This is a genomic window from Ralstonia sp. 25C (assembly GCF_051904805.1).
Lineage (GTDB): Bacteria > Pseudomonadota > Gammaproteobacteria > Burkholderiales > Burkholderiaceae > Ralstonia.
In genome coordinates this window covers 3812518-3838719 of the sequence record NZ_CP196737.1, presented here as the reverse complement: position 1 = coordinate 3838719, position 26202 = coordinate 3812518, and the positions used below count along the sequence as shown (strand labels likewise).

Here is a 26202-nt window from a genome sequence, read left to right as displayed (position 1 = left end):
CATGTCGGTCACGAGCGTAAAGCAGGCGCGTATTGATGGTCGTTTCGGCGGTCGAATCCGCGCGCAAATCGGAGCAGTGTTGGTGGCAGGTGCATGCATTGCCATCTCGGCCTGCGGCATCCTGCCGGAACAGCAAGACGAAACGGCGGGCTGGTCGGCCAACAAATTATATTCGGAAGCGAAGGACTCTCTGAACGGCGGCGACTACGCCAAGGCCGTCAAGTACTACGAAAAGCTCGAAAGCCGCTATCCGTTTGGCCCGTTCGCTCAGCAAGCGCAGATCGAAACCGCCTACGCCAACTACAAGGATGGAGAAACCGCTGCGGCACTGGCTGCGGTCGATCGCTTCATCCAGCTGCACCCGAATCACCCCAGCGTGGATTACGCCTATTACCTCAAGGGCCTGATCAACTTCAACGACAACCTGGGCTGGCTCGGCCGCTTCTCGAACCAGGATCTGAGCGAGCGCGATCCGAAGGCTGCGCGTGCCGCCTACGATGCGTTCAAGACGCTGGTCACGCGTTTCCCGAACAGCAAGTACACGCCGGATGCCACCCAGCGCATGCAGTACATCGTGAACGCGATGGCCGAGCATGAAGTGGGCGCGGCGCGCTACTACTACCGCCGCGGCGCCTATCTGGCCGCCGTCAACCGCGCGCAGGACGCCATCAAGGATTACGACCGCGCACCGGCTGTGGAAGAAGCGCTGTACATCATGATGAAGTCGTACGAGGCGCTGGGCATGAAGGACATGCGCGACGACACTGAACGCATCATCAAGCAGAACTACCCGAACAGCGATTTCCTCGCTTACGGCCAGCGCAAGAAGAGCAAGCCCTGGTACCAGTGGTGGTAAGCAACGCCTGAACAGCGCGAACAAAAAGCCCGGTCAATTGGCCGGGCTTTTTGTTGGCGCCTGCGCATCAGGCTTCTGGATCGCTAGCGGGCGGATCATCGGAATCTGATCGCAGAGAGCGCAAAAAATCGGCCGCCGTGTCGGCCTCGCGCGTCCGCTTGAACGGCGGCAGGCTCTGCCAAATCTGGCGGCCGTAGTTTTTTTCCACCAGACGCGGATCACAGATCATCAGCACGCCGCGATCCGTTTCCGAGCGAATCAATCGCCCTGCCCCCTGCTTGAGCGTGATCACCGCGTGCGGCAGCTGATGCACGGCAAACGGGCTCAGCCCCTTCTTTTCCAGCGCCTCCATGCGTGCGCTCAGCACCGGATCATCTGGCGGCGCGAATGGCAGCTTGTCGATCACCACCAAGGACAACGCCTCGCCGCGCACGTCCACGCCTTCCCAGAAACTCTGGCTGCCGATCAGCACGGCATTGCCCAGCGCGCGGAAGCGGTCGAGCAGTTCGGTGCGGCTCGCCTGGCCCTGCACAAGCAGCGGGAAATCCCAGCCGCGCTGCGCAAACTCGTCGGCCAACCGTTCGGCTGCGCGGTTGACGGCGCGCAGCGTCGTACACAGCAAAAACGTCTTGCCGCCCGCCGCTTCGATCAACGGCAACGTGGCGTCGAGCACTGCGTCGGTAAAGCGCGGATCACTCGGCTGCGGCAGATCGCGCGGCACGTACAGCAACCCTTGCGATGCATAGTCGAATGGGCTGTCGAGCGTCATCGAGCGATTGCGATCCAGGCCAAGCTGCGCCGCGTAATGCGTGAAGTTGCCACGCACCGACAACGTGGCCGAGGTGAAGATCCACGCCCGCGGCTGCCCAGCACGTTGGCGCGAGAAGATTGGCGCAATGGACAGCGGCGTCAGGTGCAGTTGCACAGAATTGGCGAACACCTCGACCCAGCGCACACGCTCGTCGACGGGGGCGGCGCTCTCGCCTTCCTTGCCCTCGTCGTCTCCGTCCTTCTTCGGCGCTTTCGGCGGCTTGGGATCGACCCACGCTTCCAGCTTCTCGCACAGCGCAATGGCGCGACGGTGGCATTGTTCGATGGTCTCGGCGCGTTCGGCCTGGGACTCCAGCGCGCCCGTGAAATCCGAAAGCGCTTGCTCCAGCTTCGGCAGCACCTCATAGAACGGCGTGGCGATCGCGGCATCGTTGTCGATCTGCTTGATCGACAGGCGTGAGCCATCCTGGCGGAAGACGAGGCGCAGGTCACGTGCAGCCCGCTCCAGCGGCGCGGCAATCGCTACCCAGTCCACCGCATCACGCGCGTGTGAAAGACCCTCGGCCACGCTGTCGCGCGCGAGTTCGAGAATCTGGTTCGTGGAGATGGTCTCGCCGAAGAACAGCGTTGCCGTTTCGGGCAGTTGGTGCGCCTCGTCGAAGATGATGGTGTTTGCCGCCGGCAGCAGCTCGGCCATGCCGGTGTCCTTCAACATCACGTCCGCAAAGAACAGGTGGTGGTTGACGACCACCACGTCAGCCTGTTGCGCCTCCTTGCGGGCGCGCATCACGAAACAGTCCTTGTAGTAGGCACAGTCCGAGCCGAGACAGTTATCGCGCGTGGAGGTGACGAGGTTCCACACCGGGGCGTTCTCGGGCACGGTCGACATTTCCGCCTTGTCGCCCGTCTTCGTGGTTTTCAGGAAGAGATTGATCTGCCGCAGCCACGCCGCATCCTGCCGCGAAGATAGCCGCCCATTCTGGGATGTGCGCTCCAGGTGGTAATGGCAAACGTAGTTGGCCCGCCCCTTGAGCAGCGCCACTGACACCGGCGCATTCAGCGCCTTGCGCACCGTTGGGATGTCGCGCAGGAAGAGCTGGTCCTGCAGGTTCTTCGTCCCCGTGGAGAGAATCACCTTGCCGCCCCACAACATCGCCGGGACGAGGTACGCATAGGTCTTGCCCGTGCCGGTGCCGGCCTCGACGATGACCGAATCGGCAGCCTCGATGGCGTTGGCAACAGCCTGCGCCATCGTCAGCTGTGCGCTGCGGGGCCGGTAGCCGTCGATCCCCTTGGCCAGCGTGCCTTCGTCGGCGAACAGCGTCGCCAGCTCGGCATGGTGGGCATCGGCAGGTACGGGGGTGGCGGTGGCGTCGCTGGCGTCGGCGGATTCAAGTCCAGCCGACGGCTCGGCGAGCGGGGAAAGCGAAGTCAACGCGGAGTCTCTGGGGATCAAATGACGGAGGCCGCACGTGATTGCGGCCTCTCGGGATGAAAATCGAACCAGCTTTGAGCAAGCACTAGGCCGGCACGTCCGGCTCAAGCTGCAACTGTAGCAGGGTGATGGTGTCCTTGAGTTTGAGCCGGCGCTTCTTGAGGCGGCGCAACTGCAATTCGTCGTGATCGGCTTCTGCTGCCAGCCGGTCGATCAGGAAATCAAGATCGCGGTGCTCGATCTGCAATTCAATGATGCGACGCGAGACCGTATTCAGATCGCTGTCCATCTCGCTTTCCTCCGGAAACCCGATCTTGGCTGGAGTTTAGAACCCCAGCGGGCTCGTGTTGTTCTGGTTTTGCTGGTTGCGGCGCTTGGCGTCTTCGCGGCGCTGCTCCAGCTCTTTCTGGCGCTGTGCGGCGCCCTGCTGCTTTTCCTCGTACTGCTTGACGTTGTCGGCGCGCTTGGCAGCGTTGGCAGCACCCTGCTCCTGCGCGGCCTTGAGCTTGGCGTTGTAGTCCGCCTGTTTCTGGCCATACGCCTGCGCGCTGGCGGCACGCTGCGGGGCGCCGGCCTGGCGCTGCGCTTCGTTCAGGCGTTGCTGCTCCTGCTTGCTCTGGAAATCGGTGCGGTTCTTCTGCTCGGCCGCCTCGCGTTGCGGGCGTTCGGCGTTGTATTGGGCGTCGCGGATGGCGCGTTCCTGGTCACGTCGGGCGGCGCGATCGGCGCGCTCGGCCTCATCCAGCGCAAGTTCACGTTCGCGGATGGTGTGCAGCTCAGTGCGCCGCGCATCCTTGGCCTTGTCGATGCAGCGCGCGACGAGGAATTTGTCATAGCAAGCGCGCTCTGCGTCGGCGTACCGGTATTCGGCCCATGCCTTGGCACTGCTGATGCGGTCGTGCTCGGCGCCAAAATCGGGCGGCGTGCTGGACACCGGAGCAACTGGCGCGGCAACGGGCTGGGACTGGCTCCATGCGGGCGCGGCATTCAGCGTTGCCAGCAGTGCGGCGACAGGCAGCATCAGGCGAGAAGCGTGGCGCGCACCAGCGCGATAGCGAGCGGAAAACGTGAGCGTAGGCATAACGCGCATTTTATCACCGCGCTTGTGCCGACTACGCCGCGCGACCACGGATTTCCGCTCAGGAACGGGGTTCGCGTTGTGGCAAAATGCGCGGCTTTCCATCGCACTCTCTGGAAGCAATGACTGATTCCGTGTTGCAGAAGATCGTCTCCCGCATCGCCGTTGAACTGGCGGTGAAGCCGCATCAGGTTGCGGCCGCCGTGCAACTGCTGGACGAAGGCGCCACCGTGCCGTTCATTGCGCGGTACCGCAAGGAAGTGACGGACAACCTGGACGACACGCAGCTACGCAACCTGGAAGAACGCCTGCTGTATCTGCGCGAGCTGGAAGACCGCCGCGCAGCGATCCTGGCTTCCATTGAAGAGCAAGGCAAGCTGACTGACACCCTGCGCACGGCCATCGAGACGGCTGAGACCAAGCAGGTGCTGGAAGACCTCTACCTGCCCTACAAGCCCAAGCGCCGCACGCGCGCGCAGATTGCCCGTGAATGCGGCCTGGAGCCGCTGGCCCAGGCGCTGCTGGCTGACCCAACGCTCGACCCGCAAGCCGAAGCCGCCAAGTTCGTCAACGGCAACCCGACCGCTGATGGCGGCGTGCCCGACGTGAAGGCCGCGCTGGACGGCGCGCGCGACATCCTCTCCGAACAATTCGGTGAGACGGCTGAGCTGCTGGGCAAGGTGCGCGAGCACCTGTGGAACCAGGGCCTGGTCTCGTTGACGGTCGTGGAAGGCAAGGAAACCGCTGAGGAAGAGAAATTCCGCGACTACTACGCCTACAGTGAGCCGATCCGCAACGTGCCGTCGCACCGCGCGCTGGCGCTGTTCCGCGGCCGCAATGCGGGCGTGCTGTTCGTCAAGCTCGGTTTGGGCGAAGAACAGGATGCGATGAGCCCGCACCCGTGCGAAATCATGATCGCGCGCCATGTCGGCATCGAAAACAAGGGCCGCGCGGCGGACAAGTGGCTGTCGGACGTGTGCCGCTGGTGCTGGCGCGTCAAGGTGCAGCCGCATATCGAGACCGAACTGCTGACGCAGCTGCGCGAATCGGCGGAAGCCGAAGCCATCAAGATCTTCGGCCGCAACCTGCATGATCTGCTGCTGGCGGCGCCGGCAGGCCCGAAGGCGGTGATGGGCGTCGACCCGGGCATCCGCACGGGCTGCAAGATCGCCGTGGTGGACCACACCGGCAAGCTGCTGGAAACCGCCACCATCTACCCGCACGAGCCGCGCCGTGATTGGAACGGCTCGCTCGCCACGATGGCGCGCCTGGCCAAGCAGCACAACGTAGCGCTGGTCTCCATCGGCAACGGCACCGCCAGCCGCGAAACCGACAAGCTCGTGCAAGACCTGATGCAGCTCCTGGCCCAATCCGCGCCTGAAGTGAAGCTGACCAAGATTGTGGTGAGCGAGGCTGGTGCATCGGTGTACTCGGCGTCGGAACTGGCGGCCAAGGAATTCCCGGAGCTGGACGTGTCGCTGCGCGGCGCGGTGTCGATTGCCCGCCGTCTGCAAGACCCGCTGGCAGAGCTGGTGAAGATCGACCCGAAGTCGATCGGCGTCGGCCAGTATCAGCACGACGTGAACCAGCGCGAGCTGGCCCGTGCGCTGGACGCCATCGTCGAGGACTGCGTGAACGCGGTCGGCGTGGACGTGAACACGGCCTCTGCTCCGCTGCTGGCGCGCGTGTCGGGCCTGAACTCGATCCTCGCCAAGAACATCGTCGAATACCGTGATGCCAACGGCGCATTCATCAACCGCGATGCACTCAAGAAAGTGCCGCGCCTGGGCGACAAGACGTTCGAGCAGGCCGCCGGCTTCCTGCGCATCAACGATGGCGACAACCCGCTCGACCGTTCCTCCGTCCACCCGGAAGCCTATCCGGTGGTCAAGCGCATTCTGGACAGCATCAAGAAGGGCATCGGCGATGTGCTCGGCAACCGTGAAGCGCTGCGCGGCCTGACCCCGCGCGACTTCACCGACGAGAAGTTCGGCCTGCCGACTGTGGTCGACATCCTGTCCGAACTGGAAAAACCCGGCCGCGACCCGCGCCCCGAGTTCAAGACAGCAACGTTCCAGGACGGTGTGGAAGACATCAAGGACCTGCAGCCGGGCATGGTGCTCGAAGGCGTGGTGACGAACGTGGCCGCCTTTGGCGCGTTCATCGACATCGGCGTGCATCAGGATGGGCTGGTGCACGTGTCGGCGCTGTCGACCAAGTTCGTGCGTGATCCGCACGAGGTGGTGAAGCCCGGCCAGATCGTCAAGGTCAAGGTGATGGAGGTGGATGTGAAGCGCAACCGCATCGGCCTGACGATGCGCCTGTCGGACGAGCCGGGCCAGACGCCTGCGCGTACCGGCGGTGGCGATCGCCCAACCAGCGGGGGCAACCGCCAGGGTCAGCAACGCCGTGAAGCCGCGCCGGCGGGTGGCGCGATGGCGGCCGCCTTCGCCAAGCTCAAGCGCTGACGCGCGTTCCGCTGGCTAGAACTCGCCCGGTCTTCAGACTCGGCGGGTTTTTTCATGCCTCGCCCGAGAACGTTACAAGTTCTTACGTGCGCGGAACTTTGCTAACACTCGGGCGTCGTCGGCGCGTCTTTTTGGCCCGTTAAGGAGGCACAGGCAACCACCGCCTGGCACCCACGAGGAGAACACCATGAAGACGAGCCACACCCTGATCGCCGCCCTGCTTGCTGTTGCCGGTACCGCTGCCTTTGCGCAAGCCACGCCCGTCCAACAAGTGCAGCAAGACAATCAGCAGATCCGCCAGGACAACCGTGACATCCGTCACGACAACCGCGATATCCGCCGTGACCGTGCCGACATCGCCAAGGACAAGGCGGCTCTGGCTGACGAACGCGCCGAGCGCAATACCGCCCAGCGCCGCGAAGACCGCGATCTGGCGAATGGCAACGTCAAGGGTGCCGAATACTGGAACAAGCAGCGCGCGCAGGATCAGCATCAGATCAACGCCGAGCGCCGCGATCTGCACCACGATCGCAAAGACCTGCGCCATGACGTCAAGGACCGCAACCACGACGTGCACGCCCGCAACGACGAAGTCCGCGAGCGTAATCACGCCGCTGCGAAGATGTAATTCCAGCCCTGCCCCAACAAACAAAACGGCCCGTGCGTCTCTCTCGCACGGGCCGTTTTGCTATGGAGCGATCAGGGTCGATCAGATCTCGACCTTGGTCCCCAATTCCACCACGCGGTTGGCCGGGATGTGGAAGAAGTCCGACGGCTTGGCGCCGTTCTGATGCATCCACGCAAACAGGCGCTCGCGCCACATCGACATGCCTGGCAGCTTGGACGGCACCACCGATTCACGCGCGATGAAGAACGACGTGTCCATCAGCTCGCAGCGCGTACCGATCTGCGGCTGGCCGAGCTCAAGCACGCGGTACACGTCCGGCGTTTCCTTGAAGCCGTATTCGGCCGTGACGATGTAGATGCCGCTGCCCAGATCCCGCACGTTGACGCGATGCTTGTCATCCACATAAGGAATATCGCGCGTGACGAAGCTGATGAAGATCACGCGCTCATGCAGCACGCGGTTGTGCTTCAGGTTATGCAGCAGCGACACCGGCACGTATTCCGTATTGCCGGTCAGGAACACCGCCGTGCCCTCCACGCGATGCGGCGGATGGGCCAGCAGACCTGCCAGGAACGGCTCCAGCGGAATACCGTCTTCGAGGCTACGTGCACGCACCAGCTTCTTACCCTTGTACCAGGTCATCAGCAGGAAGAACACGAAGGCGCCCAGCGTAAGCGGGAACCAGCCGCCATCGCGGATCTTCAACAGGTTGGCCGAGAAGAACGCCACGTCGACCACCAGGAAGCCCAGACTCACCAGGGTCACCAGGGCCGGGTGCCAACGCCATACCGAGCGCATCACGACCGCCGCCAGCACGGTGGTGATGACCATCGTGGTCGTCACTGCAATACCGTAGGCGGCCGCCAGGTTGTCGGACTTCTTGAACGCCAGCACCACGCCGATCACCAGAATCAGCAGCATCCAATTCACCACCGGCACGTAGATCTGACCGATCTCGACTTCCGACGTGTAGCGAATGCGCATACGCGGCACAAAGCCGAGCTGAATCGCCTGGCTCGTCAGCGAAAACGCGCCCGAGATCACCGCCTGCGAGGCGATGACGGTGGCTGCCGCTGCCAGCACCACCATCGGTAGCTGCAGCGCTTCGGGCACGGCACGGTAGAACGGGTTTTCGATGGTGCTCGGGTCAGTCAGCAGCATCGCGCCCTGGCCGAAGTAGTTCAGCAACAGGCTCGGCGCCACGATAAAGAACCACGCCCAGCGGATCGGACGCGCGCCAAAGTGGCCCATGTCGGCATACAGAGCTTCGGCCCCGGTCAGCACCAGGAACACCGAACCCAGCACGATGAACGCCTGCAGCGCATGCTCATGCAGGAACGAAATCGCGTACATCGGATTGACGGCCATCAGAATCTGCGGCGCCTTCGCCAGGTTCATCAACCCGAGCGCGGCAAGCGCGGCGAACCACACCAGCATCACCGGCCCGAACACCTTGCCGACTACGGATGTGCCGCTGCGCTGGATCAGGAACAGCACCGCCAGGATGACGATCGTCACCGGCAGCACGAACGGCGACAACGCCGGTGCGGCGATCTCCAAGCCTTCCATGGCGGAAAGCACGGAGATGGCCGGGGTGATGACCGCGTCCCCGTAAAACATGCACGCGCCGAACACGCCCAGCATCATCAGCAGCGACATGCGTTTGGAGCTGGCGCTGGCGGTGCGCAGCGACAACGCCATCAGTGCCAGGATGCCGCCCTCGCCGTTGTTGTCCGCGCGCATGACGAACAGGACGTACTTGAGCGACACCACAATCACCATCGCCCAGAACAGCATCGAAATGATGCCCAGCACCGCACCACTGGAAAACGGAATGCCGTGCTCGGGGCTGAAGCACTCCTTAAGCGCGTACAACGGGCTGGTGCCGATATCACCGAACACCACACCCACGGCGCCCACGACCAGGGCGCGCAAATTCACATTGGACTGGGGAGACCCCGTTGCTGTGAGAGCTTGACTCATGAACTGGAAGTCAGCCGAATTGCCGGCTGTTCAAAAAATAGTGCAATGCACAATGAAGGCGGATTGTACTCGCGGCCTTTTTTACGCCAACCCCCTCCAACGAACATTCGTTGCCGTGTCGCATCACAGCAAATTTCGCTTGCGGCGGCCCCGCAGGAGGAGCAAGGAGCACGTCCGAAACGAAGCCTCAGCCAAAAGTAGGACTCTCTCCGACAGAACTTTGTAGGAGAATGCCGGACAAACCAGGATTGCAAACTTCTGTCGCACACCATCTGGATGACGGCGCGGCAATCCCTGAACAAGGACGTCGTGTTGTCCGATTCTTCTTTTCGCTCGTGGGCCCGGGCCCAGACGTCGATGGCCGCGCTGATTGTGCTGCTGGTCGTAGCGGGCGTTTTGGTTGCCATCCCCAGGGTGATCCTGCCCTGGGCGCAAGCCGCGTTCGCACAGCGGCTCGACCCCGCAATCTGGGCAGACTACGCCGGCCCCTTTGATCTGGCCGCCACGGTCGTAGCCGCGGCCGCCGTCGTCATCTATCTCATCCGGCGCTAGGGCAAGCGCAGTTCAGCGCGCCAATGCGCGCGCGCATTCCGCCACCAGCGAAGGGCCGCGATAGATCAACCCCGTATACAGCTGCACCAGTTGTGCGCCGGCGTCGATCTTTTCGCGCGCATGCTCGCCCGCCAGAATGCCGCCCACGCCAATGATGGGCACCGCATCGCCCAGCAAGCCGTGCAGAGCGCGGATCACGCGGGTCGAGCCCTCGCGCACCGGCTGCCCCGATAGACCGCCCGCCTCTTCCGCATGCGCCAGCCCAGCCACAGCTTCCCGGCGGATCGTCGTATTCGTGGCGATCACGCCGTCCATCTTGTGGCGTAGCAGCGCATCGGCAACGTTGGCAATCTGATCGTCATCCAGATCCGGGGCGATCTTCAGGACCACCGGCACATACCGCTTGTGCTGATCAGCCAGCCGATGCTGTGCATCGCGCAACGTGCCCAGCAGGCTATCGAGCTCGCTCGCCCCCTGCAGCTGACGCAGATTCTTGGTGTTCGGCGACGAAATATTGACGGTCACGTAGCTCGCATGCGGGTACACGCGCTCCAGGCAGTACAGGTAGTCATCGACCGCGCGCTCGATGGGCGTATCGGCGTTCTTGCCGATATTAAGGCCCAGCACGCCGCCGGCCTCGCGCCACTTGGAGGCCTTCACATTACTGATGAAGGCGTCGACACCGCCGTTGTTGAAACCCATGCGGTTGATCAGCGCATTCGCAGCCGGCAAACGGAACATGCGCGGACGCGGGTTACCCGGCTGGGCACGCGGCGTGACCGTACCGACCTCAATAAAGCCGAAGCCCAACGCGCCGAGCGCATCGATATAGGCGCCATCCTTGTCCAGCCCCGCCGCCAGACCCACCGGATTCGGAAACGTCACCCCCATCACGGTGCGCGGCGCAGGCGCAATGCGGGCGCCGATGCAGCCGGACAGCCCCATCGCATGCGCCCGCTTGAGCTGGTTCAACGTGAAGTGGTGCGCGTCTTCTGGGTCCATCGAAAACAGCAGCGGGCGGGCAAGCGGATACAGGGCAGACAGAACGTTGAGCACGGTCGGAATCAGGAGAAGAACGCGAAAGGCGGCATTGTAAACGGCGCAAGCGCCGCGATGCATCGTGCGCACCGCTTTCGAACGTCGGCGCGTGCGACGCGTCTAAATATGGGTCGATGGGTTAGTGCTGCGAGCCCGTCGGGAACATCGCGCACCATCAAGATGCACTTCGCAGCGGAAAAGTGTTGCATCGCCACAAAGGTTTCGATATACTCTTTTATTCGACGGACGCGGGGTGGAGCAGTCTGGCAGCTCGTCGGGCTCATAACCCGAAGGTCGCAGGTTCAAATCCTGCCCCCGCAACCAGCCAGAAGTCGAACGTGTTTTCTACGGACGCGGGGTGGAGCAGTCTGGCAGCTCGTCGGGCTCATAACCCGAAGGTCGCAGGTTCAAATCCTGCCCCCGCAACCAGCAAGTAGAATGGCTCGCTCCAAGACCTGAGCCAAACATCAAGCCCGCACACAGCGGGCTTTTTGCTTTTCTGCGCACCCTCTAGCCTGCAACTCAGCCGATACCCGGCCCACACGGAGCCGGGCCACCTCGGTGATACACTGAGACATTCCACCCGCGCCAGATCCCCATGAAATTCTGTTCCAACTGCGGCCACCCCGTTGTCTCGCGCATCCCCGATGGCGACAACCGGCTGCGCGCTGTTTGCGACCACTGCAACACGATTCATTACGTGAATCCGCGCAACGTGGTTGGCACCGTGCCCGTTTGGAACGACCAAATCCTGCTGTGCAAGCGCGCTATCGAGCCGCGCTATGGTTTCTGGACACTGCCCGCAGGCTTCATGGAAATCGGCGAGACCACCGCGCAGGCCGCCGAGCGCGAAACGGCGGAAGAAGCCGGCGCCCGTATCGAAATCGGCGAGCTGTATTCGGTGCTCAACGTGCCGCACGTGCACCAGGTGCACCTGTTCTATCTGGCCAAGTTGAGCGATCTCGACTTCGCGCCGGGCGAGGAAAGCCTGGAGGTGGCGCTGTTCAACGAGGCCGACATCCCGTGGGATGACCTCGCCTTCCCCACCGTCATCCACACGCTGCGCTGTTTCTTTGCCGATCGAGCTGCTGGCAAGCTGACCGACGGCAGCTTCCGCCTCCACACGCTGGACATCTACAAGCCGATGCGATCGAGCACGATTGACGCGACGGCTGCCACGTCGTAACCCTCACCACTATCAGTTTGACGCACCATGATCGCCTGGCTGGATCCGCACGATCCCTTTCCGCCGGTCGATCGGGCACTGGGGCCTGAATCCGAGGCACCAGGGCTGCTCGCCGCAAGCTCGGAGCTCTCCCCTCAACGGCTGCTGATTGCCTATCGGCAAGGCATCTTTCCGTGGTACGCACAGGGCCAGCCCGTGCTGTGGTGGAGCACCGACCCGCGCATGGTGCTGCGCCCGGAAGACTTCCGCGTCTCGACCACCTTCCGCAAGACGCTGCGCCGCGTATTGGATGACCCGGCCTGGGAGATCCGTATCGACCACGCCTTCCGCGAAACGATGGTCGATTGCGCCACCACCGCACGCCCTGGCCAGCACGGCACGTGGATCACCGAAGATGTGATCGCCGCCTACACCGCCCTGCACCGCCGTGGCTACGCACACAGCGTCGAAGCGTGGTATGCGGGGCAACGCGTGGGCGGCCTGTACGGCGTAGCATTGGGCCGCATGTTCTACGGCGAATCAATGTTCGCGCACCGCACCGACGCATCGAAAATTGCGCTGGCAGCACTGTGCGCCTTCCTCGGCAGCCGGGGCGTCGCGATGATAGACTGCCAGCAGGAAACCGAGCATCTGGCGTCGCTGGGCGGGGCTCCGGTGCCGCGCGCGGCGTTTCTCGCACACGTGCGTGAGGCCTCGAACGCGCCGGCCATCGTGCCTTGGCACTTTGACAAGTCGGTGCTCCGCCGGTGGACCGTGCGCAATGAGCAAGCTTAAGGAACTCCCTCTCTCGGCATTGCAGTTCTATGCCACCGCGCCTTACGCATGCAGCTATCTCGATGGCCGCTTGGCGCGCTCGCAGGTGGCCACGCCGGCGCATCTCATCAACGCAGATGTCTACTCCAAGCTGGTACGTGCCGGCTTTCGGCGTAGCGGCATCTTCACCTACCGCCCGCATTGCGACGATTGCCATGCGTGCACGCCATGCCGCGTCGTCGTCGATCAATATTCACCGTCGCGTGCGCAACGCCGAGCCGCTGAGCGGCATCAATCGCTCGAAGCACTCGTTGCACCGCTCACCTATGTCGAAGAGCACTACCAGCTCTATCTGCTGTACCAATCCGTGCGCCATGCCGGCGGCGGTATGGACCACGACAGCCGTGACCAGTACGAGCAGTTTCTGCTGCAAAGCCGGGTGAATTCGCGTCTGGTGGAGTTTCGCGAGCCGCCCGAATCGCCGTCGGCCGGCAAACTTCGCATGGTCAGCATGATCGATGTGCTGGAAGACGGGCTGTCATCCGTCTACACGTTCTACGATCCGATGGAACAGAAGGCCAGCTACGGCACGTACAACGTGCTGTGGCAGATCGCTCAGGCGCAGGCGCTGGACCTGCCCTACGTCTACCTCGGTTACTGGATCGAACAGAGCCGGAAGATGGCCTACAAGGCCTTGTTCCAGCCGCTGGAACTGCTCGTCAACGGGGAATGGCGGCGGTTTGAGGACGTGGCACCCGCCGCGGAATGACGATCAGCGCGACGTGCGCTCGATGCCGACATCAACCACGCCATAAGCGCTGACGCTTGAACTCTGGCTGTATTGTTCGCGCGACGTCGTGCAGCCCGCCAGCGTGCCGCCCACGCAAGCCAGGCCGACACCCCACAGGGCGGCACGTTTCCACCAAGTCATCTTGTTCATGAGGTCGATTCCTTTCAGAGCGTGGCCGAGAGCCGCTCGGCCAGCACCGTGTTGTACGCGCGGACCATCCCGGGAATCAGGAACATGTCCACCAGCACCCACACGCCGCCGATGACGGCCAGCACCCAGCCAGCCGTGTTGTTCATGTCCCGGAATGCCAGCCATGTGCCGCCGATATTGGCGATGGCCTGCGCGATGCCACTGCCTGGCCGCTTCAGATAGAAGCGGTGCGCACCCAGAAAGCCCAGCAAAAACCACCACAGGTACGCGACGCCCGAACTCTTCTTCTGGGCGTCGTACAGCATGATTTCGCGGGCGGTCTGGTTCATGGCATCGGCTGGCACGGGAATAAGGTGTCAGACACTAGCACGCACCACGCGTTCCATGTCGACCGTCGATTACATGCTGGCGAGCTTGGCTTCGGCCTTGTCCGTCCACAGGCGCATTTCGGCCAGCAGCGACGAGGGCGAGAACGAGCAGCTCTCTTCGCCAAACGACACCGCCATGTCAAGCCGCTGCAGCAGCGAGCGCCGCACCTGATCGTATGCAGGAGGCAAAACACCCAGTGGTGCGAGCGTGGCGTCGTCTCGCCACTGCTTGAGCAAACGCGGCAGATCAGGCGACTTTGCATGACGCTCAAGGGCGTCGCGGAGCGTTTGGAGGGAATCAGCAGCGGTCATGCTCGGGCCTTCTTTTCTCGATACAGCTCGCGGAACGTTTTGCCGGCGGGGGCCGGCATGTCACGCGTGTTTGTCCACCCTTTGCCGACGGGCAATGAGTGAATCAGCTTCTTGTCGCCGCCCATCCAGCGCAGCACGCGCGCAGCCACCCATGTCCCCGCCGAATACAGCGCCGGACGCCGCGCTATGAAACCCCACACGCGCAGGCCGAAACGCTCCGATTGCGGGCGCAGCTCGCGCTCCATCTGCTTCTCACGCAGTGTGCGCAGCAGATCCGACAGCGGGATCGATGCCGGACAGACGCGATTGCATTCGCCACACAGCGTGGCGGCCTGCGGCAAGTCCAGCGCGTTCGACAGCCCCACGTAGCTGGGCGTCAGCACGCTGCCCATCGGGCCCGGATACACCCAGCCATACGCATGGCCACCGATCTTCTGATAGACCGGGCAATGGTTCATGCACGCGCCGCAACGGATACAGCGCAGCATCTCTTGGAACTCACCGCCGATGAGGCCGCTGCGGCCGCCGTCGACGATGACGAAGTACATGTGCTCGGGGCCGTCTTTCTCGCCCGGTGCACGCGGGCCGGTCAGCAGCGAGAAGTAGTTCGAAATCGCCTGCCCCGTGGCCGAGCGCGGCAACAGACGCATGACGGTCGCCAGGTCTTCCAACGTTGGCAGCACCTTCTCGATGCCCGTCACGGCGACGTGCACGCGCGGCATGATCGTGCACATGCCTTCGTTGCCTTCATTCGTGACGATGGCCACCGAGCCCGTCTCGGCAATGATGAAATTGCCGCCCGTCACGCCCATGTCGGCCGACAGGAACTCGGGCCGCAGCACTTCACGCGCCTCGCGGGTCATCTCAGGAATGTCAGTCAGGCGCGGCTTGTTATGCGTCTTGGCGAAGAGATCGGCAATCTCCTCCTTATCCTTGTGCACCACCGGCGCGATGATGTGCGACGGCGGCTCGCTGTCGTTGATCTGGAGGATGTACTCGCCCAGATCGGTCTCGATGCTCTGCACGCCCATCTCGCCGAGCACCTGGTTCAGGCGCATCTCTTCGGTCACCATCGACTTGCTCTTGATGACCTTCTTCACGTCGTGTTTGCGGGCGATCTCGGCGACTAGGCGTGCGGCATCGGCCGTGGTTTCGGCAAAAAGCACCTTGGCGCCACGGCGCGTGGCCTCGGCCTCGAATGTAGCGAGCCAGACGTCGAGATTCTCGAGCGCACGATTGCGGCGCTCCTTCAGCGCTTCACGCGTGGCCGGGAAATCGATGTCCTGGATGGCGACCGCGCGCGCGGTGACGAACTTGGTCGAGAGCTTGGTGAGGTTCTGCTGCAGGCGTTTGTCGGCGAGCTTCTGCCCGGCGCGCGCCTTGAATTCCATGCTGCGGACTTGCATGTGATTGCGTCTCCGTCGTGTTCTTGGGCTGCTGGGATTTACGCGTCGCCGGCCAGGACTTGCGCGATGTGCAGCACGCGCGTCTGCGTGTCGCCGGTGCGGCGCAAGCGGCCCTCAATGTTGAGCATGCAGCCCACATCGCCAAGCACCACGGCATCCGCGCCGCTGGCCTTGATGTTGGCGCACTTCTCATCGGCGATGGCGGTGGAGATGTCGCCGTACTTGATCGAGAACGTACCGCCGAAGCCGCAACACGCCTCACATGCGGGCATCTCGGTCAACTGCACGCCAGGCAGCTTGCCGAGCAGTTCACGCGGTTGCGTCTTCACGCCCAGTTCACGCAGACCAGAGCAGGAATCGTGGTACGTGACATGGCCATTGAATTGGGAATCCAGCGATTCGATACGCGCCACGTTGACGAGGAAATCCGTCAGCTCGTACACACGCGGCGCCAGACGTTCGTAGCGGCCTGCAAGCTCCGGATCATCACGAAAGAGGTCGGCGTAGCCCTTGCGGATCATTCCGCCGCACGAGCCGGAGGGGATGACCACATAGTCGAATTGCTCGAATTCCTTGAGCGTTTTCTCGGCCAGGTCGCGCGCCAAAGGGCGATCCCCGGAGTTGTAAGCGGGCTGGCCACAGCACGTTTGTGCGGGCGGCACCACCACGTCGTATCCGGCCTTTTCCAGCAGCTTGAGCACGGAAAACCCGATGTCGGGCCGCATCAGATCAACCAGGCAAGTGACGAACAGACCTACGCGCATGGGGAGTCTCGTATGTTCTTCGGGAGGCCGCCATTATGCGCCCAAGGTTGCCGAACTCACCGCCCAGCGCGGCTTTTGAGGCACAGAAGTTCTTCATGCCGATGGTGAGTGCGCTTCATGTGATGCACGCAAGCACAGTCCGGCCCGACTTGAAAAAGCGCTCGAAAATACCCGGAATCATGCATCGGGAGGGTGCGCATTTTCACATCGTGGGATAGAATTTTGCATCGCATTCGCAACCCACTGCACCCATGGCAGAAGCAGAGAAGGACCCCGGCAAGACGTCCATCCAGGTCATCGAACGCATGATGATGCTGCTCGACGCGCTGGCCGATCACGCCGATCCGGTCAGCCTGAAAGCGCTGTCCGCCAGCACCGGCCTGCACCCTTCCACCGCGCACCGCATCTTGAACGACATGGTCGCGTGCCGTTTTGTCGATCGCTCCGACCCCGGCAGCTACCGCCTCGGCATGCGCCTGCTGGAGCTGGGCAATCTCGTCAAGGCGCGCCTGTCGGTGCGTGAAGCAGCGTTGGCGCCGATGCGCGCCCTGCACCGCCTGACGGGGCAGACCGTCAACCTCTCGGTGCGCCAGGGGGACGAGATTGTCTACATCGAGCGCGCGTATTCCGAACGCTCAGGCATGCAGGTGGTGCGAGCCATCGGCGGCCGCGCTCCGCTGCATCTGACCTCGGTCGGCAAGCTGTTTCTGGCGGCGGACGACATCGGCCGCGTGCGCGCTTATGCCACCAAAACAGGCTTGGCCGGCCACACCCGCACGTCGATCACCGATCTGCCCAAGCTCGAGCGCGAACTCAACTGGGTGCGCACCAATGGCTACGCTCGCGACAATGAAGAACTGGAACTCGGCGTGCGCTGCATCGCGGCCGGTATCTACGATGACTCGCGTCGGCTGGTAGCCGGATTGTCGCTCTCCGCACCGGCAGACCGGCTGCAAGATAGCTGGCTGGAAAACCTCAAGGACACTGCCCTGCAGATCTCCAAGGGCATGGGCTACACCTACGAGGAAGACGCTGTGCGTGCGGAATAAACACAGGTTTTGCCCAACAAAAAAAGCGCGTCCGAAGACGCGCTTTTTTGTTGGGCGATCCTGCGAGCGGATCAGGCGCCGTGCTGTTGATCCGACGCCAGCACCGTCGCCGGTTGCGTGGACACCGGAACGGTGCGCAGCGGCGCTGCCGCCTGGGTCGGCGCTTCGGCGTGCGGATTGCGCTCGAGCCAGTTACGCACGCGCGTGGCATCGGCAAAGCGTGTGAGGTTGCCGGCGGAATCGAGAAACACCATCACAACGTTGCGGCCATGCACGTTGGCTTGCATCACGAGGCAGCGGCCGGCTTCGTTGATGAAACCGGTCTTCTGCAGACCGATGTCCCAGTCACCACCGCGCACCAGGCGATTGGTGTTCACGTAGTGCAGCGTGCGGCCGTTAGCGTTGACCGTGTGTTCAGTCGTGGTCGTGAACTGGCGGATCAGCGGCACCTTGTATGCAGCGATCACGATCTTCGCGAGATCCTGGGCGCTCGACACATTGCTGCTCGACAGGCCATTCGAATCGACATAGTGGGTGTCGTTCATACCGAGTTCGCGCGCCTTGCGGTTCATCGCGGCAACGAATGCCGGACGGCCGCCCGGATAGCTGCGGCCGAGCGCCGAAGCTGCGCGGTTCTCCGACGACATCAGCGCCAGCAGCAGCAGGTCTTCACGCGTGAGCATCGTGCCGAAGCGCAGACGCGAGCCCGTGTTGCGCTCGTAGTCACGATCTTCTTCTGTGACTTCAAGCAGCTCGTCCATCGGCTGATGCGCGTCAGTCACGACCAGCGCCGTCATCAGTTTGGTGATCGACGCGATCGGCAGCACGGCCGACGAATTCTTCTGGAACAGCACCTCGCCGGTGTTCTGGTCCATCACCAGCGCGACAGAGGAACGCAGCGCCAGTGCATCCGGTGTGGCACGCAGGCCCATGGCCTCACCGAGCGTCGGTGCAGCCGGGACAAACGCGGCGCGCACCGCGCGAGCCCCGCGCTCAACCACGATCACGCGGCGCTTGCCCTTAACGGTAACGACTTTGCGAACCTTGGTGGACCCCGCCGCATCGGCATCCGCGGCAGCAACCTTGGCGCTGGCCTTACGGCTGCCGACGGCTTTGCCTTTGGTCTTGGCGGTCTTGCTGGCAGCGGGTTTCTTAGTGGACGTGGCCGCGTGGGCGGTCACAACAGAGGCAGCGGCGAGCGCGACAGTCATCAGCGAAGCTAGGCCGAGACGCCGGAAAAATGAGGAAACAGACCGTGACATGATTCGATCACCCGCGCGTGAGATGGCGCAAGTGTAGGTAAAAACAAAATTCTTAGCAAGATGAAGGACTTAGCTCACAGCCTTAAAGTTTGACCTTTGGAGCCTTATCATTCGGTCATCATTTCGACGCAATTCCCTGCCTCCATGAAGCCAGAATGCGATGAAAAGTTGCGCAAGAAGCACATGGCCTCGGGCGCGGAATCAGAAACGGAGTCGGGAATCGTTCCGGGATTCCATCGCCAATGGCGACAATCACGGTTTACAACCTGCCTCAACACTTCCTCACAACGCACCCACGTTCACACGCGAGCCGCATGATGGAAGTCTAACGACGGATCGGTCGAATCTGTTGACACAATTCGACGATTTTTCCGTGCCAATTCTCGCTTTGAACGAAGAAGTGCGCTGTAGCGTGCAGCCGGCAGCGAGATAACGACTCAGTCGAGAAACCGAGTGAAGTCAGAGACAGGCGCGCGCTCGGTGACGAGCGTATTTTCCACGGCAGCCGGATTGGCGTAGCCCATCGACATCCCGCACACGACCATCTCCTCGTCCGGCAAGGCGAGGTGCGCTTTGATGACGCGATGGAATTGCGTGAAGGCCGCTTGCGGGCACGTGTCGATGCCGCGCGCTCGTGCCGCCACCATCAGCGCCTCGAGGAACATGCCGTAGTCGAGCCAGCTGCCCTGCTCCATCACGCGGTCGATGGTGAAGATGAGCCCGACCGGCGCGTCAAAGAAACGAAAGTTGCGCGCGTGCTGCGCATGCATGCGCTCTTTCTCAGCGCGGCCGATGCCGAGCAAGCCGTAGAGATCCCAGCCGACCTTGCGACGGCGGCTCTGGTATGGGTCCACCCAGGTGCGGGGGTAGTACGGGTACTCCTCACGATGCAGCATTTCGGCCTCGGGATGCGCATAGGCCGCCAGCACGGATTCCGATAGACGCGCCTTCGATTCGCCCGTCAGCACGTAGACCTTCCATGGCTGCGTGTTGCTGCCCGACGGCGCACGCCGCGCGACATCGAGAATCGCTTCGATGTCCTCGCGCGCAACGGGAGTGGGCAGGAACGCACGGATGGAGCGGCGCGACGTGATTGCCTGGTCGACAAGCTCGACTTCAGCGGAGGTGGGGCATCGGTCAGTCATGGCAAGGCGAAAACATCAGGCAGCAATCTGGATGGCGAGCGGCTCGAGCGCTGCGCGCAGTGCGCTGGGCAGTGGCACGGGCCGACGCGTTTCCCGGTCGACGTAGACGTGCACGAAATGCCCTTGCGCCGCGGCTTCATGCGCGTCACCACGGAACAGGCCAACCTCGTAGCGCACGCTGGTGTTGCCCAGGCGCGCAACGCGCAGCCCTGCGACCACCGTGTCGGGAAACGACAGCGGCGCGAAGTAGTTGCACTGCGTCTCGATGACCAAGCCAATGGTGTCGCTGCGCTCGGGGTCCAGCACGCCCTGGTCGATCAGGTAAGCGTTCACCACGGTATCGAAATAGCTGTAATAGACGACGTTGTTGACGTGGCCGTAGACGTCGTTGTCCATCCAGCGCGTGGTGATGGTGTGGAAGTGGCGGTAGTCGTCGCGCGTCTGGCGGGGCGTGCTCATGGGCGGCTGGCGATTGGCAATGGAAAGTGATGAGGATACGCCCGCCACTTGCCGGCGGTCACTTGCGGATAACGAGCGCCACACCACACGCGGCAATCACCATGCCCAGCGCCGCCAGCGGGGGAAACCGCTCGCCAAAGAGCGCCCAGGCCATCACAGCCGTCGTGGGCGGCGTCAGGTACAGCAGCGAAGCCACCTTGGTCGCGCCACCCCTGCGGATCAGCACAAACAGCAGCGAGATCGCCCCGATCGACAGCGCCAATACCGACCACACCAGCGCGCCAATCATCTGCGCGGTCCAATGCACCTCGCGCGTCTCAAACAGGAACATGAACGGCAGGCACAGCAGCGCCGATGCGCCGAACTGGATGCACGCGCCCATCCGCAAATCGAACACAGGGCAATGGCGCTTCTGATAGAGCGTGCCAATCGTGATCGACAACAGCGCGCCCACGCACAGCACAAGCGTCGTCACACCCACGCCCGCCAAGTGCAGCTTGTTGGCCACCACCAGACACACGCCGGCGATGCCGCACAGCAGCCCCAGCCATTGGCGGCCAGAGACACGTTCACCGCGCATCGATACATACAGCGCCGTGAGGATCGGTTGCATGCCCACGATCAGCGCGGTCATCCCCGCAGGCATGCCGAGTTTGACCGCGGCCCACACGCCTGCCAGATAGCCCCACTGCATCAGCACACCTGCCACGGCGATATGGCCGACGGTGGCCCAGTCGGTCTCGTCCGAACCCGCACGACGCGGCAGCGGAACGCGGGCCAACCACACCAGCGGCAACAGGCACATCAGCACGCCCGCGAAACGTAGAAACAGGAAAGTGATCGGCTCCGCGTACGGCATGCCGTACTTGGCCACGATAAAGCCCGTGCTCCAGATCAGCACAAACAGCCATGGCATCGCGGCCACGAACAGGGAATCGCGGGCCCGGCTAGATTGGGGCGCCACAGAACAGGCCTGGGTCATGCGGAAAGCGGAAGAGAGGTCGATGCGGCGGCTGCCTCGCGTGCCGCCCAGCGCTGTGCGTGCCGGGCAGCCAGCGCGATGGTCTGCGCATGGACGGCGACGGTGTCGTCAATGTTGTTGCCGTAACCGCCCGCCATCGTAACGGCAATCGGAATCCGCCGCTGGTAGGCAAAGTCGAAGACTTCCTGGTCACGGCGGGCCAGCCCGTCCAGGGTCAGCTTGAGCCGCCCCAGACGATCGCCCTCATGCGGATCGGCGCCGGCCAGGTAGATGATCAACTGCGGTTTGAAGCGCCCCGCCAGAATATCCAGCGCACCGGTCAGCGCCTGCAGGTAGTCCTCATCACCGCAGCCGTCGTGGAGCCCGACATCCAGGTCCGATGCCTCCTTGCGGAACGGATAGTTTTTCTCGCCATGTAGCGACAACGTGAAGATTGAGGGGTCGTCACTGAGGATCGAAGCCGTACCGTTGCCCTGGTGCACATCCAGATCGACGATGGCAACAGGAAACTCCGCCGGCGCCCCGCCCGGCTGGCGCTGCATCCACCGCGATGCCACCGCCGCATCGTTGAAGACGCAAAAACCGCCGCCCTTGTCCGCATAGGCGTGGTGGGTGCCGCCCGCCAAGTTCACGGCAATGCCATCGACTAGAGCCGCCTCGCAAGCTGCCATCGTTGCGCCAGCCGAGCGGCGGCTACGTTCGACCATCTCGGGCGACCAAGGGAAACCGATCTCGCGCTGGCGCGCCGGGTCGAGTGTTCCAGTACTGACCGCCTCAACGTAGTCGGGCGCGTGAGCCAGTAAAAGTGCGTCGTCGTTCGCCCTGGGCGCCTCGTGCAACACCACGCCCGGCACATCCGCCAGAACGCGCGCCCGCAAGTCGCTGTACTTGCGCATCGGAAACCGATGGCCCGGCGGCAGCGGCAAGACAAAGTGGTCGGTATAGAAGGCCCGCATGTGGAGAAAAGACCGCAACGCAACAAAATTGGCAACCGGACGCATCCTAACCTACGCTGCCGCAGTGAGTTTTTTGAGGCGAATATGCCGCCCGAACGCCTGCAGGCCGGACCGCATGCACCACCGGCGCGCATTTTTCTGCCACAAAAAATCATGCCAAACGGTTCGTCGCGCAATTCCTATGCACGAAAAATCAGCGGATTCCGATTTTTGTGCGATGCACAAAGAACGCTTGACACTGGTTTGACGTTCAACAACAATGAAATTGTTGCGATGCACCATCCCTAATTCATCGCGATGTCGCCTGGAAGGCCCGACGTGACCGTCATGCTTTGTACATCTGGGCGATCTAAATTTTGAATTTGATTCCCCGACCCACCTTTGTATTTGGAGAGACAACATGCTGACTCAGGAACAGATCGCTGCGGCGCACAAGGCCAACCTGGAAACCTTCTTCGGCCTGACCAACAAGGCATTTGAAGGCGTCGAAAAGCTGGTCGAACTGAACCTGCAAGTCGTTAAGGCCACCCTGGCCGAGAACGTCGAACACGCCAAGAAGGCCCTGACCGCCAAGGATGCCCAAGAGCTGCTGTCGGTGCAAACCGCCGCCGTGCAGCCGCTGGCTGAAAAGGTGCTGGCATACAGCCGTCACCTGTACGAAATCGCTTCGGACACGCAAACCGAATTCAGCAAGGCCGCTGAAGTGCAAATCGCCGAAAACAGCCGCAAGCTGCAAGCGCTGGTCGACAACGTGTCGAAGAACGCTCCGGCCGGTTCGGAATCGGCTGTGGCCCTGGTGAAGTCGGCTCTGTCGGCCGCCAACAACGCCTACGACTCGGTGCAGAAGGCCACCAAGCAAGCTGTGGAACTGGCTGAAAGCAACTTCCACGCTGCTGCCAACGCTGCCAGCAAGGCAACCGCTCAAGCTTCGGCTCAAGCGCGCGCTGCTACGGGCAAGAAGGCAACGACCGCTGCCTAATCGGCAACCGGTTTCTGCCGCTCAGACGGGCCTCCTTCGGGAGGCCCGTTTTGTTTTGTCCATCGAATCACACTTCCAAACACCACGTTTGCGCACATTTGCGCGGAACCGAAACGCACGCCCAGCGGTCCATCCCACCGTATTTGTCAGATTGTCTCCTCGGTACCGCCAAGAAAACCTGTCCTCAGTGGTGATCAGTGGGTACCTTTGACCCGGCCTCGGCCGGGTTTTTTGTGTGCGCTCGCTCAACTTGCCGCATGCAACATGCGAACTTTTGCGCGCGATCGGCGCTCCATTCTGTATTGCGGCTCGCCGCTTCCGCCCTCACGTCGATGTCCCCGGAGTCCTTTGCCAAGCGCAGCCTGATCGTTGTGGCCGCCCTGATCCTGTTGTTTGAAGAATGGATCTGGAACGCCATGCTGCGGGCAACTACGCGGCTAGTGATGCACCCCTGGGTCCAGGCCGCAGAGCGCAGGTTGGCCACGTTTGAGCCCATCGAGGCGCTGTGCGTGTTCATCCTGCCGATGCTGGTGCTGTTGCCATTCAAGCTGGCCGCCTTCTACGTGTTAGCGCGCGGCAAAGTGATTGCAGGGACGCTGGTGCTGATCTTGGCAAAGGTGGCCAGCACCGCGCTGGGCGCACGTATCTACTACGTCGTCCGCCCGCAACTGCACACGATCACGTGGTATCTCCGCTGGGAAACCGCGTTCCTTGCCTGGAAGCACCGCATGCTCACCGCACTGCGCGCCACGCCGACATGGCAAGCCCTGCAAGCACGCATCGCCATCTGGCGAGCACATCGCCACGGGCTGATGCGTTTGGCTTGGCGGCGGCTGACCGCAGCGCTGCGCTTGCTACGCCGGCATCGCCGCCGCGCCGAACCCCGGCACTGAGCCATCCCACGTACAAACGAAAAGGGCCGCCCAATCGAGCGGCCCTTCTTGTTTTGCCAGCTTAGTTTTTCGGTTACCCCAAAAACTAGACGGTTAATTGCAGATCAGCGCTTACGAGCTGGCGGCACATCCGTGCAAACGCCTTCGTAGATCTCCGCCGCCATGCCCACCGACTCACCCAGCGTCGGGTGAGGATGGATGGTCTTGCCGATATCCACCGCATCTGCGCCCATCTCGATGGCCAAGCAGATCTCGCTGATGAGGTCGCCTGCATGCGTGCCGACAATGCCGCCGCCGATGATGCGGTGCGTTTCCTCGTCGAAGATGACCTTGGTGAAGCCCTCGTCGCGGCCGTTGGCGATGGCACGGCCCGAAGCGGCCCACGGGAACACACCCTTGCCGTACTTGATGCCCTGCGCCTTGCACTGGTCTTCGGTCAGGCCGGCCCAGGCCACTTCCGGATCGGTAAAGGCCACCGATGGAATCTGCTTGGCATCGAAGTACGCCTTCTCGCCATGCGCGGCTTCGGCAGCCACGTGGCCTTCGTGCACCGCCTTGTGCGCCAGCATCGGCTGGCCGACGATGTCGCCAATCGCGTAGATGTGCGGCACGTTGGTGCGCTGCTGCTTGTCCACGTCGATGAAGCCGCGGTCGGTCACGGTCACGCCAGCCTTCTCGGCGCCGATGCGCTTGCCGTTCGGGCTGCGGCCCACGGCCACTAGGACCATGTCGTAGCGCTGCGGCTCGGCCGGTGCAGCTTCGCCTTCGAACTTGACGTAGATACCGTCCGGCTTGGCTTCGACGCCGACCGTCTTGGTCTTGAGCATGACCTTGTCGAAGCGGCCCTTGTTCATCTTGTCCCACACCTTGACGAGGTCGCGGTCGGCGCCCTGCATCAGGCCGTCAAGCATTTCCACCACGTCGATGCGTGCGCCCAGCGTGCTGTACACCGTGGCCATTTCCAGGCCGATGATGCCCCCGCCGATGACGAGCATCTTGGCCGGCACTTCGCGCAGTTCCAACGCGCCAGTCGAATCGACGATGCGCGGATCTTCGGGGATGAACGGCAGCTTCACGGCCTCGCTGCCCGCGGCGATGATCGCCTTGGCGAAGCGGATGACCTTCTTCTCGCCGGTGGTCGCCTTGCCGGCGCCATCGGTCAACTGCACTTCCAGGTGGTTCGGATCGAGGAACGTGCCGACGCCGCGCACGACCTGCACCTTGCGCGACTTGGCCATGCCCGCCAGCCCGCCCGTCAGCTTGCCGATTACGGATTCCTTGTGCTTGCGCAGTTGGTTGATATCAACCTTCGGCTCGCTGTAGACGATGCCGTGTGCGGCCATCGCCTTGACTTCTTCCATCACGGCAGCCGTGTGCAACAGCGCCTTCGACGGGATACAGCCCACGTTCAGGCAAACGCCGCCCAGTGTGGAGAAGCGCTCGACCAGCACGGTGTTCATGCCCAGATCCGCGCTGCGGAACGCTGCGGAGTAGCCGCCCGGGCCGGAGCCCAGCACGAGCATGTCGCACTCGATATCGGCGCCGCCGGCGTGCTTGGCTGCTTGCGGTGCAGGTGCCGATGCAGCCGGAGCGGCAGCAGGTGCTGCGGCCGGAGCCGGTGCCTGCGCGGGTGCAGGCGCTGCGGCTGCACCAGCTTCCGCCGTGGCAATCACCGTGCCTTGGCTGACCTTGTCGCCCACCTTGATCTTGACTTCGACAATCTTGCCGGCCACATCCGACGGCACATCCATGGTGGCCTTGTCGGTTTCCAGCGTGATCAGCGCCTGATCGACGGTGACGGCATCACCCGCCTTCACCATCACTTCAATGACGTCCACGTCCTTGTAGTCGCCGATATCCGGCACCTTGATTTCCACCACGCTCATTCCTGACTCCTTGTTCTTGTCGTCGGCTGCAGGCACTCGCCTCGGCCGCCGAC

Annotated in this window: 27 protein-coding genes and 2 tRNA genes; 13 read left to right on the top strand and 16 right to left on the bottom strand. The window is 62.9% G+C overall.

The window, feature by feature from the left end:
- The first annotated feature begins 1 nt into the window (after nt 1).
- Entirely contained in the window at nt 2-856 is an 855-nt protein-coding gene (locus ACS7SF_RS17895; RefSeq protein WP_439890985.1) for an outer membrane protein assembly factor BamD, read from the top strand.
- Between the two features lie 67 nt (nt 857-923).
- Here ACS7SF_RS17895 and ACS7SF_RS17890 read toward each other — a convergent pair whose 3' ends face one another.
- The 3 genes from ACS7SF_RS17890 to ACS7SF_RS17880 all read right to left on the bottom strand — a co-directional run bounded on the left by ACS7SF_RS17890 (nt 924) and on the right by ACS7SF_RS17880 (nt 4152).
- Nucleotides 924-3062: an ATP-dependent DNA helicase gene (locus ACS7SF_RS17890; protein WP_439890984.1), complete on the bottom strand. Its 2139-nt coding sequence runs from the start codon at nt 3060-3062 to the stop codon at nt 924-926.
- Nucleotides 3063-3147: 85 nt separating this feature from the next.
- Complete coding sequence (locus tag ACS7SF_RS17885; protein WP_426398465.1) at nt 3148-3351, bottom strand: DUF465 domain-containing protein; 204 nt, start codon at nt 3349-3351, stop codon at nt 3148-3150.
- 36 nt (nt 3352-3387) lie between these two features.
- The gene (locus tag ACS7SF_RS17880) at nt 3388-4152 is read right to left on the bottom strand and encodes a hypothetical protein (RefSeq protein WP_439890983.1); all 765 of its coding nucleotides are present in this window, start codon (nt 4150-4152) and stop codon (nt 3388-3390) included.
- Nucleotides 4153-4262: 110 nt separating this feature from the next.
- Between ACS7SF_RS17880 and ACS7SF_RS17875 the strand changes: the two genes are divergently transcribed.
- Nucleotides 4263-6608 (top strand): Tex family protein, encoded by a 2346-nt coding sequence (locus ACS7SF_RS17875; protein WP_439890982.1) that lies wholly within the window; start codon nt 4263-4265, stop codon nt 6606-6608.
- A 187-nt stretch (nt 6609-6795) separates the two neighbouring features.
- On the top strand, nt 6796-7236 hold the full coding sequence (locus ACS7SF_RS17870) for a hypothetical protein (RefSeq protein ID WP_439890981.1): 441 nt from the start codon (nt 6796-6798) through the stop codon (nt 7234-7236).
- Between the two features lie 81 nt (nt 7237-7317).
- On the opposite strand, the gene ACS7SF_RS17865 is transcribed toward ACS7SF_RS17870, so the two are convergent.
- Nucleotides 7318-9219, bottom strand: coding sequence for a potassium transporter Kup (locus ACS7SF_RS17865; RefSeq protein WP_439890980.1), 1902 nt, complete (start codon nt 9217-9219; stop codon nt 7318-7320).
- 357 nt (nt 9220-9576) lie between these two features.
- Between ACS7SF_RS17865 and ACS7SF_RS17860 the strand changes: the two genes are divergently transcribed.
- Nucleotides 9577-9771 carry a hypothetical protein gene (locus ACS7SF_RS17860; RefSeq protein ID WP_439890979.1) on the top strand — a complete coding sequence of 65 codons (195 nt, stop codon included), beginning with the start codon at nt 9577-9579 and terminating at the stop codon, nt 9769-9771.
- Nucleotides 9772-9783: 12 nt separating this feature from the next.
- On the opposite strand, the gene ACS7SF_RS17855 is transcribed toward ACS7SF_RS17860, so the two are convergent.
- Nucleotides 9784-10827 carry a quinone-dependent dihydroorotate dehydrogenase gene (locus ACS7SF_RS17855; protein ID WP_439890978.1) on the bottom strand — a complete coding sequence of 348 codons (1044 nt, stop codon included), beginning with the start codon at nt 10825-10827 and terminating at the stop codon, nt 9784-9786.
- Between the two features lie 229 nt (nt 10828-11056).
- On the opposite strand from ACS7SF_RS17855, the gene ACS7SF_RS17850 reads away from it, so the two are divergent.
- The 5 genes from ACS7SF_RS17850 (at nt 11057) to ACS7SF_RS17830 (ending at nt 13517) form a co-directional block, all read left to right on the top strand.
- Nucleotides 11057-11133, top strand: a tRNA-Met gene (locus tag ACS7SF_RS17850).
- 28 nt (nt 11134-11161) lie between these two features.
- A tRNA-Met gene (locus ACS7SF_RS17845) sits at nt 11162-11238 on the top strand.
- Nucleotides 11239-11407: 169 nt separating this feature from the next.
- Nucleotides 11408-11995, top strand: coding sequence for an NUDIX hydrolase (locus tag ACS7SF_RS17840; protein WP_439890977.1), 588 nt, complete (start codon nt 11408-11410; stop codon nt 11993-11995).
- A 27-nt stretch (nt 11996-12022) separates the two neighbouring features.
- Nucleotides 12023-12769: a leucyl/phenylalanyl-tRNA--protein transferase gene (gene aat / locus ACS7SF_RS17835; protein WP_439890976.1), complete on the top strand. Its 747-nt coding sequence runs from the start codon at nt 12023-12025 to the stop codon at nt 12767-12769.
- The gene (locus ACS7SF_RS17830; protein WP_439890975.1) at nt 12756-13517 is read left to right on the top strand and encodes an arginyltransferase; all 762 of its coding nucleotides are present in this window, start codon (nt 12756-12758) and stop codon (nt 13515-13517) included. Before aat ends, ACS7SF_RS17830 begins: the two co-directional genes overlap by 14 nt.
- Before the next feature lie 3 nt (nt 13518-13520).
- Here the strand turns inward: ACS7SF_RS17830 and ACS7SF_RS17825 are convergent, their stop codons facing one another.
- From ACS7SF_RS17825 to ACS7SF_RS17805, 5 genes are all read right to left on the bottom strand, one after another.
- The gene (locus ACS7SF_RS17825) at nt 13521-13688 is read right to left on the bottom strand and encodes a hypothetical protein (protein ID WP_439890974.1); all 168 of its coding nucleotides are present in this window, start codon (nt 13686-13688) and stop codon (nt 13521-13523) included.
- Between the two features lie 14 nt (nt 13689-13702).
- Nucleotides 13703-14017, bottom strand: a complete 315-nt coding sequence (locus ACS7SF_RS17820; RefSeq protein WP_439890973.1) for a TM2 domain-containing protein — start codon at nt 14015-14017, stop codon at nt 13703-13705.
- Nucleotides 14018-14086: 69 nt separating this feature from the next.
- Complete coding sequence (locus ACS7SF_RS17815) at nt 14087-14368, bottom strand: hypothetical protein (RefSeq protein ID WP_439890972.1); 282 nt, start codon at nt 14366-14368, stop codon at nt 14087-14089.
- Nucleotides 14365-15774, bottom strand: a complete 1410-nt coding sequence (locus tag ACS7SF_RS17810) for a LutB/LldF family L-lactate oxidation iron-sulfur protein (protein ID WP_439890971.1) — start codon at nt 15772-15774, stop codon at nt 14365-14367. The genes ACS7SF_RS17815 and ACS7SF_RS17810 overlap by 4 nt, the downstream gene beginning before the upstream one ends.
- A gap of 38 nt (nt 15775-15812) precedes the next feature.
- Entirely contained in the window at nt 15813-16538 is a 726-nt protein-coding gene (locus ACS7SF_RS17805; RefSeq protein ID WP_426398452.1) for a (Fe-S)-binding protein, read from the bottom strand.
- 251 nt (nt 16539-16789) lie between these two features.
- Here ACS7SF_RS17805 and ACS7SF_RS17800 point away from each other — a divergent pair, with 251 nt between their 5' ends.
- Entirely contained in the window at nt 16790-17587 is a 798-nt protein-coding gene (locus ACS7SF_RS17800; RefSeq protein WP_439890970.1) for an IclR family transcriptional regulator, read from the top strand.
- A 71-nt stretch (nt 17588-17658) separates the two neighbouring features.
- On the opposite strand, the gene pbpG is transcribed toward ACS7SF_RS17800, so the two are convergent.
- The 5 genes from pbpG to ACS7SF_RS17775 form a co-directional block, all read right to left on the bottom strand.
- On the bottom strand, nt 17659-18849 hold the full coding sequence (gene pbpG, locus ACS7SF_RS17795; RefSeq protein WP_439890969.1) for a D-alanyl-D-alanine endopeptidase: 1191 nt from the start codon (nt 18847-18849) through the stop codon (nt 17659-17661).
- 437 nt (nt 18850-19286) lie between these two features.
- Nucleotides 19287-19994, bottom strand: coding sequence for a nitroreductase (locus ACS7SF_RS17790; RefSeq protein ID WP_439890968.1), 708 nt, complete (start codon nt 19992-19994; stop codon nt 19287-19289).
- Nucleotides 19995-20009: 15 nt separating this feature from the next.
- Nucleotides 20010-20453 (bottom strand): acyl-CoA thioesterase, encoded by a 444-nt coding sequence (locus ACS7SF_RS17785; RefSeq protein WP_439890967.1) that lies wholly within the window; start codon nt 20451-20453, stop codon nt 20010-20012.
- 58 nt (nt 20454-20511) lie between these two features.
- Nucleotides 20512-21435, bottom strand: a complete 924-nt coding sequence (locus ACS7SF_RS17780) for a DMT family transporter (protein ID WP_439890966.1) — start codon at nt 21433-21435, stop codon at nt 20512-20514.
- Nucleotides 21432-22436, bottom strand: a complete 1005-nt coding sequence (locus ACS7SF_RS17775; RefSeq protein ID WP_439890965.1) for a histone deacetylase family protein — start codon at nt 22434-22436, stop codon at nt 21432-21434. Before ACS7SF_RS17775 ends, ACS7SF_RS17780 begins: the two co-directional genes overlap by 4 nt.
- A gap of 39 nt (nt 22437-22475) precedes the next feature.
- Here ACS7SF_RS17775 and ACS7SF_RS17770 point away from each other — a divergent pair, with 39 nt between their 5' ends.
- The 3 genes from ACS7SF_RS17770 to ACS7SF_RS17760 all read left to right on the top strand — a co-directional run bounded on the left by ACS7SF_RS17770 (nt 22476) and on the right by ACS7SF_RS17760 (nt 24263).
- Nucleotides 22476-22679 carry a hypothetical protein gene (locus ACS7SF_RS17770; RefSeq protein ID WP_439890964.1) on the top strand — a complete coding sequence of 68 codons (204 nt, stop codon included), beginning with the start codon at nt 22476-22478 and terminating at the stop codon, nt 22677-22679.
- Between the two features lie 112 nt (nt 22680-22791).
- The gene (locus tag ACS7SF_RS17765; protein ID WP_426398445.1) at nt 22792-23370 is read left to right on the top strand and encodes a phasin family protein; all 579 of its coding nucleotides are present in this window, start codon (nt 22792-22794) and stop codon (nt 23368-23370) included.
- Between the two features lie 332 nt (nt 23371-23702).
- Nucleotides 23703-24263 (top strand): hypothetical protein, encoded by a 561-nt coding sequence (locus ACS7SF_RS17760; protein ID WP_439890963.1) that lies wholly within the window; start codon nt 23703-23705, stop codon nt 24261-24263.
- Nucleotides 24264-24367: 104 nt separating this feature from the next.
- Here the strand turns inward: ACS7SF_RS17760 and lpdA are convergent, their stop codons facing one another.
- Nucleotides 24368-26149, bottom strand: a complete 1782-nt coding sequence (gene lpdA, locus ACS7SF_RS17755) for a dihydrolipoyl dehydrogenase (RefSeq protein ID WP_439890962.1) — start codon at nt 26147-26149, stop codon at nt 24368-24370.
- Nucleotides 26150-26202: the final 53 nt, after the last annotated feature.

Bases quoted from the DNA above. Each gene is read 5' to 3' on its own strand.
- ACS7SF_RS17895 (WP_439890985.1), top strand. From the start codon at position 2: ATGTCGGTCACGAGCGTAAAGCAGGCGCGTATTGATGGTCGTTTCGGC.
- ACS7SF_RS17885 (WP_426398465.1), bottom strand. From the start codon at position 3,351: ATGGACAGCGATCTGAATACGGTCTCGCGTCGCATCATTGAATTGCAG.
- ACS7SF_RS17880 (WP_439890983.1), bottom strand. From the start codon at position 4,152: ATGCGCGTTATGCCTACGCTCACGTTTTCCGCTCGCTATCGCGCTGGT.
- ACS7SF_RS17875 (WP_439890982.1), top strand. From the start codon at position 4,263: ATGACTGATTCCGTGTTGCAGAAGATCGTCTCCCGCATCGCCGTTGAA.
- ACS7SF_RS17870 (WP_439890981.1), top strand. From the start codon at position 6,796: ATGAAGACGAGCCACACCCTGATCGCCGCCCTGCTTGCTGTTGCCGGT.
- ACS7SF_RS17865 (WP_439890980.1), bottom strand. From the start codon at position 9,219: ATGAGTCAAGCTCTCACAGCAACGGGGTCTCCCCAGTCCAATGTGAAT.
- ACS7SF_RS17860 (WP_439890979.1), top strand. From the start codon at position 9,577: ATGGCCGCGCTGATTGTGCTGCTGGTCGTAGCGGGCGTTTTGGTTGCC.
- ACS7SF_RS17840 (WP_439890977.1), top strand. From the start codon at position 11,408: ATGAAATTCTGTTCCAACTGCGGCCACCCCGTTGTCTCGCGCATCCCC.
- aat (WP_439890976.1), top strand. From the start codon at position 12,023: ATGATCGCCTGGCTGGATCCGCACGATCCCTTTCCGCCGGTCGATCGG.
- ACS7SF_RS17830 (WP_439890975.1), top strand. From the start codon at position 12,756: ATGAGCAAGCTTAAGGAACTCCCTCTCTCGGCATTGCAGTTCTATGCC.
- ACS7SF_RS17825 (WP_439890974.1), bottom strand. From the start codon at position 13,688: ATGAACAAGATGACTTGGTGGAAACGTGCCGCCCTGTGGGGTGTCGGC.
- ACS7SF_RS17820 (WP_439890973.1), bottom strand. From the start codon at position 14,017: ATGAACCAGACCGCCCGCGAAATCATGCTGTACGACGCCCAGAAGAAG.
- ACS7SF_RS17815 (WP_439890972.1), bottom strand. From the start codon at position 14,368: ATGACCGCTGCTGATTCCCTCCAAACGCTCCGCGACGCCCTTGAGCGT.
- ACS7SF_RS17810 (WP_439890971.1), bottom strand. From the start codon at position 15,774: ATGCAAGTCCGCAGCATGGAATTCAAGGCGCGCGCCGGGCAGAAGCTC.
- ACS7SF_RS17805 (WP_426398452.1), bottom strand. From the start codon at position 16,538: ATGCGCGTAGGTCTGTTCGTCACTTGCCTGGTTGATCTGATGCGGCCC.
- ACS7SF_RS17800 (WP_439890970.1), top strand. From the start codon at position 16,790: ATGGCAGAAGCAGAGAAGGACCCCGGCAAGACGTCCATCCAGGTCATC.
- pbpG (WP_439890969.1), bottom strand. From the start codon at position 18,849: ATGTCACGGTCTGTTTCCTCATTTTTCCGGCGTCTCGGCCTAGCTTCG.
- ACS7SF_RS17790 (WP_439890968.1), bottom strand. From the start codon at position 19,994: ATGACTGACCGATGCCCCACCTCCGCTGAAGTCGAGCTTGTCGACCAG.
- ACS7SF_RS17785 (WP_439890967.1), bottom strand. From the start codon at position 20,453: ATGAGCACGCCCCGCCAGACGCGCGACGACTACCGCCACTTCCACACC.
- ACS7SF_RS17780 (WP_439890966.1), bottom strand. From the start codon at position 21,435: ATGACCCAGGCCTGTTCTGTGGCGCCCCAATCTAGCCGGGCCCGCGAT.
- ACS7SF_RS17775 (WP_439890965.1), bottom strand. From the start codon at position 22,436: ATGCGTCCGGTTGCCAATTTTGTTGCGTTGCGGTCTTTTCTCCACATG.
- ACS7SF_RS17770 (WP_439890964.1), top strand. From the start codon at position 22,476: ATGCCGCCCGAACGCCTGCAGGCCGGACCGCATGCACCACCGGCGCGC.
- ACS7SF_RS17765 (WP_426398445.1), top strand. From the start codon at position 22,792: ATGCTGACTCAGGAACAGATCGCTGCGGCGCACAAGGCCAACCTGGAA.
- ACS7SF_RS17760 (WP_439890963.1), top strand. From the start codon at position 23,703: ATGTCCCCGGAGTCCTTTGCCAAGCGCAGCCTGATCGTTGTGGCCGCC.
- lpdA (WP_439890962.1), bottom strand. From the start codon at position 26,149: ATGAGCGTGGTGGAAATCAAGGTGCCGGATATCGGCGACTACAAGGAC.